Origin of the sequence: Streptomyces sp. MI02-7b (genome assembly GCF_033793585.1) — a bacterium.
Classification (GTDB): Bacteria; Actinomycetota; Actinomycetes; order Streptomycetales; family Streptomycetaceae; genus Actinacidiphila.
The window spans coordinates 16,044-29,651 of the sequence record NZ_JARAWX010000049.1 but is presented as its reverse complement, the minus strand read 5'-3'; the positions used below and the strand labels follow the sequence as shown (position 1 = coordinate 29,651).

Below are 13,608 nucleotides of genomic sequence, written 5' to 3'. Positions count from 1 at the left end.
ACCACGTCGACATCGAGGATGGCGCCACCAATCCAGCACCGCGAGCACCGACCAGGGGGTCCTCAGCACCCCAGCAACGTTCGTGGCCAACGCACTAGCCCTGGTTCGCTCGGGATGCCCCACCGGTCCATGGCCGCAGCCACTTTGTCCAGCCACCGATAGTGGCCCTCGGGGGTCAGGGCGCGTCGCAGTCGCTGCCGCTCCCGGGCTGCGACCGCTTGAGCCAGTTGGACCGCTTCCGGGTAGAAAACCAGCGGCGCCACACGCAGGTGGTCCCGGCCGGCCCTGGCCAGTAGGTGCTGGCGGCTTCGCCATACGGGTGCGTTCAGTGCGGGGACGTTCCACCAGTACGAGACGATCGTGTAGGCGTCCGCGAACAGCGCGCGTCCGCCGGCGCCCAACCTGCGTTCCAGTACGACCCGCTGCTGGTGCGCGTCGAGGACCTCGGGCAGGGCGTCCAAGGTGATGGCGTCCGTCCCGGGCTCGCGGCGATTGTCCAGCCAGCGGCGATGACTCCAGCACACCTGCCAGGTTGAGTCAGAGGCGAGGTAGGAGAGCAGGCTGGTGTTCTTGATGTGGGCGCACACCTCGCATACCCGCACCAGGAAGCAGCCGGACGTGTCCCAGGGCCAGTCCCAGACCGGATCGGCTTGTTCGGGCAGGAGCCGGTGGGGGCGCAGGTTCGGCAGTGCGAATTGCAGTTCCCTGACCTGTCGGCCGGCCATGACGGCCAGGCGCTCGAGAGCCGCGGCGTTCAGGTATCCATCGCTGTAGCGGGGGTCGCTCGGGGCACCGTTTTTACGGGCCGGCGTGCCGAACATGGCCCAGAACTCCTGGTCGGGGATGCCGTTGGCGTCTGCCAGTCGCCGCGCGAAGGAGCCGGTCGACTCCCCGCCGATGGACCGCACCGACAGGGCGAGCCGCTGTGCCGGCCGCCAGGCCTTGCTCCTGCGCGCAGGCGCGCCAGCACTGCGGGAACGACCGGCCGTCGTCGCCATTGGTGGGCTCCTCTCCGTACCGCCGAGATGCAGTTCCGGCGGCTGCCGCAACGGGAAGCCCGCCCCTGAACGGATCGCAGGCCCCAACCTCTTTACGGCGTCCCACTCGCACATGCGCGCTGTTCGCCCTCCTTTACCCACTAGAGGAGGACTTTGGCTGAAAGTCGCTGATAGGCCCGTCGGAGTGGTGCTTTGGGCGGGTACATTCCCCGCGCGATCCGCAACGGATCTTCCGGAGGTGTGGTGAAACTACGCGAGCACCAGGCCGCCGCGCTTGCCGCGATCAAGGCCGCCGCGGCCGCTGGTGAGTCGCGCATGACACTGGTCAGCGCGTGCGGCACGGGCAAGACGCTGGTCGCCGTCGCCGCGGCGGGCATCCTGGTGCGACGCGGCAATGTCCTGGTGGTGATGCCGACCAGAGCCCTGGTGGTGCAGACCATCCGGCGGTGGCGTGAGGCCGGGCGCAACGGAGTGGCGCTCGGGGTGTGTTCCGTGACTCAACGCGACACCGGCATGTCCACGGACGATGTGGTGATGACCCAACACCCGCAGAAGATCGCAGCCGCGGCCAAAGCCGGCGGCCCCTTCACCGTGTTCACGACCTACGATTCACTCCACCACATCCGCGAGGCCCACGCCCAGTTCGGATCACCGCCATGGGATCTCGTCGTCGTCGACGAAGCCCACCGCACCTGCTCCGCGTTCGGCACCGGATGGGGAACCGTCCACGACGATGCCGCGATCCCGGCCAAGATCCGCCTGTACATGACCGCCACCCCCAGAGTCTGGGGAAGAAGACGGGCCGCCACGGACGAACTTTTGACGGAGCGGATTCCCCTGGCCACCATGGAGCGCCGTGAAATCTTCGGGCCGACCGTGTACCAGCTGGGTATGGCGCAAGCCATCGATCAAGGCATCCTGGCCGACTACCAGGTCGTGGTACCGGTTGTCGAGGACGAGGACGCCGACCTGCACGCCATCCTGGCAGCCAGGGCACCCGGCGTTACGGCCCACCACGACGGGTTACGCAACGGCGCCGTCCAGGTCGCCCTTTTACGTGCGATCTCGGAACACGGGCTGCGCCGAGTCCTGGTCTTCTACAACCGCATCGATGACGCCGAGGCATTTGCCGCTTCGCTGCCGCAGACCGCTCTGCAAGTCGGCCCGCCGCTGCGCCACGAAGCGCTGTGGTCGCAGGCCGTCCACAGCAAGCAGCCGAACGCGGACCGTCATGCCTTACTGCTCGACTTCGGCGATCCCCACCGGCCGTGCGCGGTCCTGTCCAACGTCCGCGTCCTCAACGAGGGCGTCGACATGCCCGATGTCGACGCCGTGGTCTTCGTGCAGCCCCGCTACAGCATCATCGACGCCATCCAGGCCATCGGCCGCGGGCTTCGGCAACCCCCCGGCGCCGGAAAGAAAACCACCCTCGTCTTCCCCGTCTACGCTCGCCGCGGCGCCAAGGCCACGGACCTGTTCAAAAACTCCTCGTTCGAGACCCTGTTCACCTTGCTGCAGGCACTGCGCGCGCACGACGAATCGTTCATGGACCGCATCGCTCTGCCCATCACACGGCCCCGCGGCGGCCGCCTGCAGGTACAGCCCAGCTTCTACGCCCACCCGGAGCGAGCAGCCCAACTGGCAGCAGTTCTGGGCCTGGAGATCGCTGTACCCGCCATCGGCACCTGGGAGCAGGCACGCGCCTCGGCCAGCGCCTACCACCAGCGCTTCGGACACCTGGACGTCCCCGCTCCCTATATCGACGACGATGGCTTCTCGCTGGGCCTGTGCTTGAGCAACCTTCGCCTGCGGCACGCCCTGGACCGCCTCCCGGCCGAGCAATACGAGGCGTTGGACGCGCTCGGCATGCGGTGGGCCGCCGGCAAGTCCGCGCCCGAGTCGATGCTCGAACGCGCCCGGGCCTGGGCGGAAGACAACGGCCACCTCCTTGTCCCCGGCAGCGAAGAGGTCGGCGGCCACAAGTTGGGCGCCTGGCTCGCCGCCCAGCGGCAAAAGGCGACTGCCGGCCGGCTGCCCGCCGAGCGCCAGCAGGCATTGGAAACGATCGATCCATACTGGAACCCGCCCTGGCCCCGGGATTGGCACCGCAAGTACCTGCGCGCCAAGCTCTTGTCACCCGGCCCTGAACCATGGCGCCGCACCCCAAACGTTCCGTACCAGCGCGGCGACGGCACCATCGACGAGTGGGTCAGTCGCCAGCAGCGTGACTTCTTCCGACTGCACCACCGAGAGCAGCGGGACCTGCTGCGTGCCATCGGGATCCATCCGCGGCCAGACGGCCGCGAATACGGCGGAACCAAGCACGCCCTTGCCGTCGCGACGCGAACCGACGATCCGGAACCCGCCTACAGCAAGCCCTCCCTCGCTGTGGTGCCACAGGCCAGGGAGGCGGACTCCCGGAACAGCGAGCTCTCCGACCTGGAGTCGAAGTTCGACCTCGCCCTCCAAGACGCCGCGGTGTTTCTGAAACGAGAAGGCCATCTGGACGTGCCGCAAAGGCACTACGAGTGCCGGAGGTCGGCCATTGCCGACAGAGTGAACCCGCTGGGCTGGTGGATCGGGCTCTTCCGTTCCACCCCCCATATCCTCAACGCCGAGCAGCGCCGGCGGTGGGAAAAGATGCAGAAGAAGCTGAAGGAAGGCAAGCCGAAGGGGCCTGCGCCTGCGGCATAGCCGCATCCCCCGCGCCGGGAAGCCCGACGGACGGGGGACGACACCGGACAGCTGGGCACAGACCCGTATCGTTCACAACTGCACTGTTTGCCCGAGCGACACCTTCTTCAGCAGCTCCTCGGTGATGCGCTCCTCCCCGCTCAGGATCGCTCCTTGTGCCGCCTGGCAGATCAGGTGGGACAGCGTGCGCATATAGCCGCGGCTGCGCCTGTGCAGGTACGGGGCCAGCGCGGTCAGGTCACCGCGCTCGTGCCGGAACAGCCGCAGATCTGCGTCGAACAGGTCGACGATGGAAACGAAGGATGCCATCTCCTCGTCGCTGTAGCCGATCCGGCTGGTGCGCAGGACCACGCTGTCGCCCCACGGCGTCTCGTCCTGCTCGAGTGGGGTGTCGTTGTCGCGGGTCTGCGGGTCGACGATCGGGTGCGCGTTGCGGCCGCAGTAGATGAACGTCGCACCGGTCTCCTCGCTGATGACATCCAGGTACTGGAACGCCTGCTCGATTTCGGTGCGGGTGCGGAGCCGCTCGATGGAGTCGACGACGACCAGCAGGGTGCGGGCGTTGCGCATCGTACGGATCACCGAAGCCGTCGGGTCGCCGCCCTCGCGTTCCTGCCCCAGAAAGCGGGCGAACGCGCCGGCCCAGTTGCGTACGTTCCCGCGACCCGGTGGCGGCACGGTCAACGCGACGACCGGAATCCGGTTCTCATCCGGCCCGTACAGCCGACTCAGCCGCCGATGCCAGTACACGGCGATCGCGTCCAGGAGCGTCGACTTCCCCGTGCCGCGCGGTCCTTCGATAACGATCGCGATCTTTCCTCCGATCCGCTGCCGGTTCGCTTTGATCGGCTCGGCCGTCACCGGGATCCCTTTGCGGATCGCAGGCGTGCGCACAGTCCGCATGTGCGCGGAGTACAGCAGCCGCCGATCGTTGTCGGTGACCTTCGTGCCCATCGGGGCGCAGTCCGCGAGCTCCGGGACTTCATCGAGCCTGTCGGCCCGAGCGCGCCAGGCATGGCAGTCCTGAGGCCACATCGGGACCGGCGGTGCCAGGAGCATCTTCTCCGGCACCGTCGGGTTGCTGAGCGCCAGCCATTCCTCGCGGGTCAGTTCCGCCATCTGCGTGTGCTCCCTCAAAACTCTGTGCCGGTGTCTGCTGCAGCTCGTGAGCCGGCTGCAGCAAGCCGATGTCGCGCGGGTGCTCACGACTCGGCGTCGTCGTCGCGCTGCCGCTGGGCAAACTCCGTCAGAGTCCGCTGGTAACGGGCATCGAAGTCATCACCTCCGGCAGCGACGGGTGGATCTGCCGGCCCGGTCGCGTCCTGCTCCCGCTCCCAGGCAGCCCAGGCAGGGTCCGGTGGCTGCGGCGGCTGCGACCAGTCGATGCCGGCGTCACCCGGAGCAGGGCCGGGGGAGTACAAGCCGAGATCGTCCAGCGCCAGCGGGTCGTCCGCAGACGACGCGGCGTGGGCGGCGGCCAAGAGGTCCGCCATGTCGTGCCCGGCATAGGGGTCGAACTCGTGGGCGGGACCGGGTGCCGGCAGTGGGGCGTATCCGTCGGGCACGGTCACCGTCCCGGACCGTTCCGGGCCGCGGGAAGCGCGGTCCAGCAGTTCCGCCAGTACCTGCGCGATCGTCTCATCGTCTTTGAGTTCGCCGCCCCGCTCGAGGTGCTGTGATGCAGCGATGTCCCAAAGGAATTGCGTGAACGGAGCTCCGATCACGTGCTGGTGCACCCACACCGCCTCCACCCAGATGTTGGTGCGGTGGTCCCGCAGCCACACCCGGGACAGGTCGTTGGGGGAGTACCGCAGCTCCCAGCCGTTGTGCTTCCTGCCCTGCAACCCCGAAGGCACCCGCCGGTAGGGGTTCAGTCCCTCCTTCGGGTCGCGAGCGGGGTGGTCATAGGTGCGGTTCTTGAACCGGATGCCCTGCTCGCTCACACCCACCCACGCCGTCGGCAGCAGCCGCAGATAGTCCTCCCGGTTCAGTGGGATCGGCAGGTAGCCCTCGACCGCGACGCACGCCGCGTACATCTGGTTCGGCGACAGCTCCGGCATGTATGGGTCGTACGGGTCGTCGAACTCCGGATGCGGCTTGTTCTGCCACTCCAGCGCGATCCATTGCTGCAGCATGTCGTCGAGTTCGGCCAGCGTCCACAACTGCTCACCGTCCACAGTCCTGCGGACCCGGTACGGCTGGTTCCCGGTGTAGGTGTTCACGTGCTGGCTGAACATCGACTTGATCGACAAGAACGTGCGCTCGATGATCGCCTTGTCAGATCCGGTCCTTTTACGGGCCGGACGGATCGAGATCCCCAGGTACTCGCAGGCATCGCGGAACGTGTTTCCCACGAAGACCTTGCCGTGGTCGATCACCACCAGGTCCGGGATGATCACCGGCCGTGCCGCGGCCTGCGCGAACCGTGGATCGACCGCCATCAACTCCTCGTACGGCAGGTCTGAAGAGCTGGCGTGGACGACCATGTCGAACCCGGGCCGCATCGGCGCCGGCACCAGAGCCTGGGCCAGGACCTCGCACGCGTCCACTGCCCTCGTCGCCCGCCCGCGGGCACGCCTGCCCGTGATCAGGCCACCCTGGGCCGCCTTTCGGACCTCGCCGCGCTGCTGCGGCTGCTTGGGCCGCAGCACCGCGGCGATGATGCTGCGCGTGGCCACACACACCGCAGCGGTCAGTTCGGCCCGTGCCGGCTGACCGTCGTCGCCCAGGACCCACACGTCCAGACCGGTCGAATCGATCTGCACCAGCTCGCCGGGCATGGTGGCTCTCGTCACCGAGAAAGGCGGCACCGCCCCGCCAGCCGACCGCGGCAGGCCCGGTACGCAGGAGCCGGCAAGGTCGCGGGCCTCGATACCCAGCCGCTGCAGCAGCTTGTACAACGTCGGTTCGGCCGGCAGTTTCACCCCCTGTCCGTGCGTGGCCCGCACTACCCGGCGCAACTGCTTGAACAACTTCCTGGCGTCGCTGGGCGCATCCAGCTGCTGACGCTGCCGATCAACCAACGTCAGCAACTGATCGACCACCCGCGGATCGGTCAGCCCGTGCTGTCGGCGCGCCTTGGTACTACGCCCGTCCACCAACGCCAGGGCCGTTCGCTCCTTGCAGTACTTCAACCGCTTGGCCTGCACCGTCTGCCAGGACACCGACCATCCCAGCAGCGCGTTGAACTCCGCGGCCTTGGCCTGGTAGCGCTCGATCAGCGTCGTGCTCTGCGGGTCGTAGGCCGGCCTCGGACGCGTTCCCGGCGGCGCCCCCGGCAGCAGCCCGGTCTCGACCTCAATGATCGCCCGTTCCCAGCGCCGCGCGGCCTCCGCCGCGTGCGCCGGGATGCCCTCCATCATCGCGAAATCCGGGAGTTCCGCCTGCAGCAGCGGCCGTCCATGGGAATCGAGTACAGCGAAGTCCAATGCCGCAGCCAGCAACGACAACAGCACCACCACCGGCGTGGCGCCGCTGGAAGAGGAGGGCTCCAGAAAGACCCGCACGCCGTCGACACCAGCGACGACGTACTGTCCGCCACGCCAACGCACCTGGTCCCCGCGCACCAGCATTCCACGAGGGGCTGTGCGTACCGTCAGCGCCGCCCGCTCGTCAGCCTCGTCCATGGTCACCGGCGCTCCACGGAAAGCGGGGCCCGAAGCGCTTCCGGCTCGCCCTCACCCAGCGGACCTACTAGTGACTCTGGGCCCAGCGGGAGATTCCAGTCCACCCCCAGCCGCCGGTGCCACAGCATGTGATGCAGCCGCGGCAAGGCCAGTATCCGCGGTACCCCGCAGGTCTCGACGCCGTTCATCAAAGGCCGTGGTGCTGCGAACGCCCGCACCAGCGACGCCTCGACCTCCGCGTCACCAAACCGCGGATGCCTCCGCCGGGAGATCCACCGCAAGTTCGCCAGGGCCGTTGTCCCTGGCAGCCGCGGGGCTGCCGGCTGCCACCCAGCGTCCGCGCAGGCCTCGCGGAGGACCTGCAACCCTCGCTCGAAGCGCTCGCTCGGCCCCGTCTTCGGCGGGCACAGGACGACTATCGTGGTCCCCGCCGCGGTACGGACGAAGAAATCCGGGACCATGCGGTGCTCGCGGCCGCGCTCCCGCCAGACCAGCTGCGCCGACCAGGCGCTGAAAGCGACCACCCCGGGGTGGAAGTCCAGCAGCATGGCGGTCGCGAGCCGATCCAGTGACCGGCAGCCCACATGACGCCGGGTGGTCGCCGCCCACCAATAGGTGACGATGCTGCGCTGGCTCGGATGCCGCGAGGGCTTCCACACCTCACGCAGCTCGGCGAGGGGAACCCCGGCGATCTGCTCCGCCGGCAGCGTACGCCGGATCCCGTTCGGGCCCTGATACACGACCAGTAACTCCCGTAACTTCCGCGCCATGCAGACCCTCTTTCTGTCGATGGGCCGCACCGTCCGAAGGACGCCCTGCGAACCTCTTAGCACAACGCCTGTTCGCGGCAACGGTGACGGCGTCAGGTTCCGGACGACCTTGGACGAACCGCTGAGCCAGGGCACGTGCCGTGGATGCTGACTCAGCAGCCGATGACAGCCCCGCCCCGCTCCACGCCACGTGCCGGGGGTTTGACTCGGTGACACACCAGGCCGAACCCGCTCCCCGCCCTCTCAAAGCTCTATCGGGTACGGCACCTGCCTGCTCTCGTGCTGGAGTCTGCGGAAGAAGTCCGTCATCACGACGGCGGCCGGCGCGTCGCGGGCGAGGACCGCCGCGGCCGTCGCGGGGGCTCCAGTAGGGACCTCACCCTGGGCATACGCGCGCAGCCGGGCCTCGCGATCTTCCCGCCCGGACCCGTAAAGCGCAGTGACCAGCCATTGCGACGTGTACATGGCCGTGTAGCAGCGGTCGTAGTTCTGGTGCCGTTCGAAGAAGGCGGATTCGTCCTTCGCCAGCTCGAACCGGGTGGAGATGGCCAGCCCGTAGTCCGCGAAATACAGGCGCTCGCCATCAGTGAGGATGTTCTGGAAGTGGGCGTCAAAGTGCAGCAGGCCGCGGGCGTTCATGAACGAGATCCCTGCCTCCAGGTTCCGCTCCACCATCGCGCACGCCCGATCGGCGGCCTCTCCACGGGCGTTTATCTGCTCGCCGAGCCACTGATGCACGTTCTGCGGGATGTACTCCAGGAACAGCCCGATGCTCGCCGAGGAGTCCCGCAGCTCCTCGATGCGCCGGCGCACCTGCGATCCGCCGCCCCAAAAGGCGACCGTGCCCTCGATGTCGGACAGCTCCTCGGGCAGCGGCATCGAATCCGGCACCACCCGCCAGTGGTACATCAGCGGGAAACCCTCGTAGTCGCCCGCGAGCACCCAGCTCGTGGTCATGGCGTGTGCAGCCAGTTCCCGCCACGCTCCAAAGCTCGGCCCGCCGATGCCGTAGTGGCAGAACAACGGCAGCTCGAACAGGTTCGCCGTGGACCGGACGTTCTCCGGCCTCCGTTCCAGGTCGGTCAGCGGCACCCGCTTGACGAACACGGGCATGCCGGCGACATCCAACAGCGCCGACGTCCCTCCGATCCCGGATCCGATTGGCGCGGCCGCATCCAGGACTTTCGCCAGCGCGTGATCGCTGAGCAGAGCCAGGGAAGTGGAGATGGCGCTGTACGCGGTCAGTCGCGCGGCGAAGGACATGGGGCCTTACCCTACGGGGAGTTCGACGACTGCGCCGGGAGCCCGACTCTCGCCTGGCCGACTCCTTGAGTCCGGAAGCCCGCAACCCTCAACAAATGCGCTCTGACCTGCACGCCTGCCTCACGCGCAAGGACCAAGCAAACAGAAGCTCGCTTTCCGCCCTCTCAAAGACCCCCGGCAAGGGGGAGCGGACGCTACGTCTTCACCGTGACCTCGATCCGCCTATGACGGAAGGTGACGCTCCGCCAGTTCCGTCAGCGGGCTTCAAGCTCTTCGGCCCGCCGCTCGAGTTGTGCCGCGATGTCGTCCCAATCCGGGCCGTGCAGCCACAGGTTCTGTGCGGCCTCCCGCAGAAGCGCAGGCTCGTCCGGCCTCTGCAGGAGCACGAGCCGATAGGCGAGGTTGCGGATCCAGACCGGGAGCTGGCCGTCGACCAGGTTCGGGCTGAGCTCCCGAAGCATCGAGAGGATCGCGTCCGCATCAGCGAAGGTCAGTTCCTCGACGAAGTAGTGCTCGCGGTGCTCCTGACCGCATGCCGGTGTCGGACGGTATTCGTCTCCGTAAAGACACCGGGCGTGCTCGGTCAATGTGCTGTGCATGTGCGGCAGACTACGACGCCGTGATCCGCCGGACAGGGCCTTGATAGCCCGTGGAGTACGGCTGACCCGTCGCGCCGCCGGTTCCAACGCTGTTGGGGGGGATCACCCGAGTACCACATACACAAGGGACCGTCACTGTACTGGTGGCGGACCGCCATGAGCCGTTGAAGAAGACGTAGGTGTGTTCGGTCGCCCGAGCCCACAGGCGATGGTCATTGTCTGCTCGGGCAGATCAGGGTTGAGGATGTAGACGGCCAGGGCGAAGCCGCCCCGCAGTGCCCTGGGCGGCCGTGCCACAGGCATAGCCAGCCCCCGCGGGCCGGCGGCGGGACGCCACCGGTGGCGTCCACCGATGCTTCACGTCGCACCGTGCGAATCGTCCGGGCCCTCGGCAAGCCACTGATGAGGGCGGGTTGCGGAGTCTCTAATCACAGTCCCGGCAGGCGGTTTGACCCGGCTGCGGGAACTGCGCCGTGAACTTCCTCTGGATGCACAAGGGGCACCACCGATACGCGGCAGGCCAGGCGGCAGCGCAGCCGCATTGCCCATGCGGAAATTTCGGTTGCCGACACTTCTCGCAGGTCTCCGACACCGAGACCTCCTCGCCGCAGGTCTCGCAGAGCCTCCCTGAGTGGAATCGGCTCGTACTGCTGCCGGACCTGGGCGGACTGAACCGGCGCCAGGCCACCTGATCGACACCGAGCACCGCCACCAGGTAATTCTCGTCCAGCCACGCGGCCTGACCGTACAGATCCTCACTGGGATGCTGCCCGTCGCAAAGGACGAGGTGGGTCCGGTCCACCTGGGCGCTGCCTCGGCTCCTCAACGCGGCACGGATCAGCGGGGTGGCCGCTTGGTCGGAACCGCGCTGGGGCGGCATCATGCCGTGGCGGGCCGCGAAGACAACTCTGCCTTCCGCGTCGAGAAGCACCACGAGGCCGCTGCTGAGGAAGAATTCCGAGGCGCGCACACAGCAGGCCTCCCGCGAGGCATGCGAGCTGCTGAGCAGTGCGACTACGTCGGCAGCCGTCGGCCCTGTTTTCTGCAGAGCGTCGGGAAGATGAGGCTCGGGGAGCAGGACACGGGCGGCGAAGGCATCGCACGCCTCTTCCTCCAGTGCTTTGGACTCGCCCCAACTCCACTCGGACAGGAGAGCGCGAAGACCGGAGTCGGACTGCTGCTGCAGATGGTGCCCCAGTTCGTGCAGGGCGGTGAATGCTTGCTCGCGCAGCGACGACGCCTCACCGACGATTAGGGAGGGCGGGCAGGTGTCGTCGTTGTACTCGCCGTCCACCGAGCACGGTCCCCAGCCGCTCCTCGGATCATCCATCCGTAGCTGGATCTCCGCCCTCCATGCGCGCAGCTCTACCAAAGTATCCGTCCGCAAGGCATCGAGTCGGCCCGGGTGATACCGCTCCACTACGGCCAGTATCGCCTGCGCCTGCCCCGGCGCCACCGCGGAGAAAACCTGCCTCATCGCGCCTGCCCTTACCCCTGGCCGGCCAGAAACGGCTTGAGGCGGGCATGCCGGTCCGGGGAACTGCTGCCGGACTCCCGTGCGGGCAAGGCAAAATCGACGTCCCCAGCACGCCTCCGCCACGTTCTGAGGTCGTACTGCGCGCCGAATCCGATCGAACCCGCTCTCAGGCAGTCCTGGCTGCTGCTGTGCACAACTCCATCACCTCCGCCGCGACCGCCAGCACGTCCCTCCGGCTGCCCTTCGATCAACAATCCCAGCCCCTCCCTCACTTGCTGCACCGCAGATAGGCCTGAGAGCGTTCCAGCCCTGGAACTCATGGGCCGCAGCCCAGGGAATTAGGAGCAGGACCAGGGCGTACGCCTCTGCAGACAGCCTGTCGGCGATCTCCGCAGCGCACAGGGCAACATCAACCTGATCCCCCAGAAGGATGAATGCACGTTGCGGGTTTAGCCTTGTCCTCGCCTCGCCCTGCTCCTGCTGGTCGCCGTTCTTACCGCGGCTTTGACGGCTGTGGGGGCGGCACTTCTTGCACGCGCTGATGGTGCCTTGGTACCCGCCGCATTCCTGCGAGCCGGAGTTGCATTCGGCGGCTCGCTCACCCTCCTTGTTGCCCTCCTCGCCCTGGGGCTCAATGCCGTGGCATAGGCATGGTCGGACTTCACTTGCAATGCCTGAAGACTGGGTGACCCCGCCCGGTCGCCGATTGCCGGGGAGCCGAGCTGGATGGTTGTCAGCAACGGTTTTGGCACGTGACCTGCCAAGGAATCTGGTGTTCTGCCGACCAGAGTCCGCTGCTAGGGAAGTGGGGAGCTGGAGCGGCAGGGTGTGCAGACGAGGGGACTGCGTGGTCCGTAGCGATGGATGGGGGCTGCACACAGCATGCATGGGCCGATCTCCCAGGGCGGACACCTCAGCTGGGTGGCAAGCACAGAGCGCTCGCGAGGAGTCAGCCGGAGTTGAATGGGGCGGCTGGGCTGGCGGTGGGTGCCGTCTCGGGCCTCGTCGAAGGTGTGCAGGCCGATGGCCGAGGCCATTTCGCGGCGGGGGCGAGGATCGCTGGTCCCGTGCCGCTCGTCGCCGTAGCAGCAGGAACTGTCGAGGTCCTGCTCGGCGTAGGTGACCGGCTCGTCGTCCGGGCCGGACTCGGGCGGGCTGTCGCTCTCGCCGGTGAGCTCCTGCCACTGCCGTACATCTCGGGCGAGTGCCCACAGGTAGGAGATCCGTTTGGGGTCGTGCCGGTTTCGGGCGCGGACGGCGAGGTGTTCGCCGTCGGCGCTGGTGACGACGAGTTCGTCCAGGGAGGTGGCGCGTTCCTGTGGGATGCACAGGGCGGGCAGGAACCAGCCGCTGTGCCATCTGCCGCAGGCGTGGCCGGCTTCTGGGCAGGTGCGCTCGCTGACGGGGGTGCACTTCCAGATCTGCAGGTGCCGTACGCCACCACGGATCATCATGGTCAGGGGGGAGGCAATGCGTTGCCAGGGCACGTTGTCCACTCGGGCCCAGGGCACTCGGTCGATCAGGGCGGAGGTCTCGTCCCCGGTCACCCACAGCGGAGCGATGTTGAGGGCTCTGGCGTTGGCGGAGCGGCGACGTACGGTGCTGGCGCTGACGGGCGAGTACTGCGCCTCCCATCCGATACTTCCGCCGGCTCCGGTCACCAGTACGTCGGTGATCACCTTTCCGTCTTCGGACCGGGCCTCGGTTTGCACCTGGAGCCCGTGCTGGGACGCGGTGCGGGCGATCCGCTCCTTCATCGCCTTGTGCTTCTCGCTCTCCTGTGGCGTAGCGACATGGGTGAGCGGCAGGTGGGCCGCCACCCACGCCACGGTGCCGCCGCGGCGCTGCCGGCGTACGAACATCCAAGGCGTCTTGTCGGCCAGTGCGCACTGGCATTGGCCGCCGTCGTAATCCTTCAGGCACTGCAGGAGATCTCGGGCTCGCTGCCCAACTGACTGAGTGATTTCCTCCAGTAGCCCGGGCCGTTCCGGGTGGCCCAGATCTTCGCGAGTCAGATTGATCTTTATACCGTACTTGGTATGAAACACCCCGTTGGCCATGCAATCGACCGTAAAGCGCCGCACGTGCGCAAGGAAGAGTGCGGCGAAGCGGCGTCCGAATTCGTGTTGTGGTTTGCGGGCGAGGTCTCGCGATTCGGACGACGGAGTCGGGCCAGCGGGT

The 13,608-nt window shown here is 67.6% G+C and carries 9 protein-coding genes; 1 reads left to right on the top strand and 8 read right to left on the bottom strand.

Translation table 11 applies throughout. The features are described 5' to 3' along the window. Window positions 1–62: 62 nt before the first annotated feature. A complete protein-coding gene (locus PV364_RS39975) occupies window positions 63–998 on the bottom strand; it encodes a hypothetical protein (RefSeq protein WP_319665861.1) in 936 nt (311 codons plus the stop codon). A gap of 243 nt (window positions 999–1,241) precedes the next feature. Here PV364_RS39975 and PV364_RS39970 point away from each other — a divergent pair, with 243 nt between their 5' ends. Further along, window positions 1,242–3,692 (top strand): DEAD/DEAH box helicase, encoded by a 2,451-nt coding sequence (locus tag PV364_RS39970; RefSeq protein WP_319665860.1) that lies wholly within the window; start codon window positions 1,242–1,244, stop codon window positions 3,690–3,692. Window positions 3,693–3,764: 72 nt separating this feature from the next. Here PV364_RS39970 and PV364_RS39965 read toward each other — a convergent pair whose 3' ends face one another. From PV364_RS39965 to PV364_RS39935, 7 genes are all read right to left on the bottom strand, one after another. Beyond that, window positions 3,765–4,811, bottom strand: a complete 1,047-nt coding sequence (locus PV364_RS39965) for an ATP-binding protein (protein WP_319665859.1) — start codon at window positions 4,809–4,811, stop codon at window positions 3,765–3,767. 83 nt (window positions 4,812–4,894) lie between these two features. Continuing rightward, window positions 4,895–7,324 carry an integrase gene (locus PV364_RS39960; protein ID WP_319665858.1) on the bottom strand — a complete coding sequence of 810 codons (2,430 nt, stop codon included), beginning with the start codon at window positions 7,322–7,324 and terminating at the stop codon, window positions 4,895–4,897. Beyond that, window positions 7,321–8,088 carry a TnsA-like heteromeric transposase endonuclease subunit gene (locus PV364_RS39955; RefSeq protein ID WP_319665857.1) on the bottom strand — a complete coding sequence of 256 codons (768 nt, stop codon included), beginning with the start codon at window positions 8,086–8,088 and terminating at the stop codon, window positions 7,321–7,323. Before PV364_RS39955 ends, PV364_RS39960 begins: the two co-directional genes overlap by 4 nt. Window positions 8,089–8,331: 243 nt before the next feature. Then, entirely contained in the window at window positions 8,332–9,351 is a 1,020-nt protein-coding gene (locus PV364_RS39950; protein ID WP_319665856.1) for a protein kinase family protein, read from the bottom strand. Between the two features lie 254 nt (window positions 9,352–9,605). Next, window positions 9,606–9,950: a hypothetical protein gene (locus PV364_RS39945; RefSeq protein WP_319665855.1), complete on the bottom strand. Its 345-nt coding sequence runs from the start codon at window positions 9,948–9,950 to the stop codon at window positions 9,606–9,608. A gap of 424 nt (window positions 9,951–10,374) precedes the next feature. Next, entirely contained in the window at window positions 10,375–11,427 is a 1,053-nt protein-coding gene (locus tag PV364_RS39940) for an ImmA/IrrE family metallo-endopeptidase (RefSeq protein ID WP_319665854.1), read from the bottom strand. Window positions 11,428–12,224: 797 nt separating this feature from the next. After that, window positions 12,225–13,289 (bottom strand): hypothetical protein, encoded by a 1,065-nt coding sequence (locus PV364_RS39935; protein ID WP_319665853.1) that lies wholly within the window; start codon window positions 13,287–13,289, stop codon window positions 12,225–12,227. Between the last annotated feature and the right edge of the window lie 319 nt (window positions 13,290–13,608).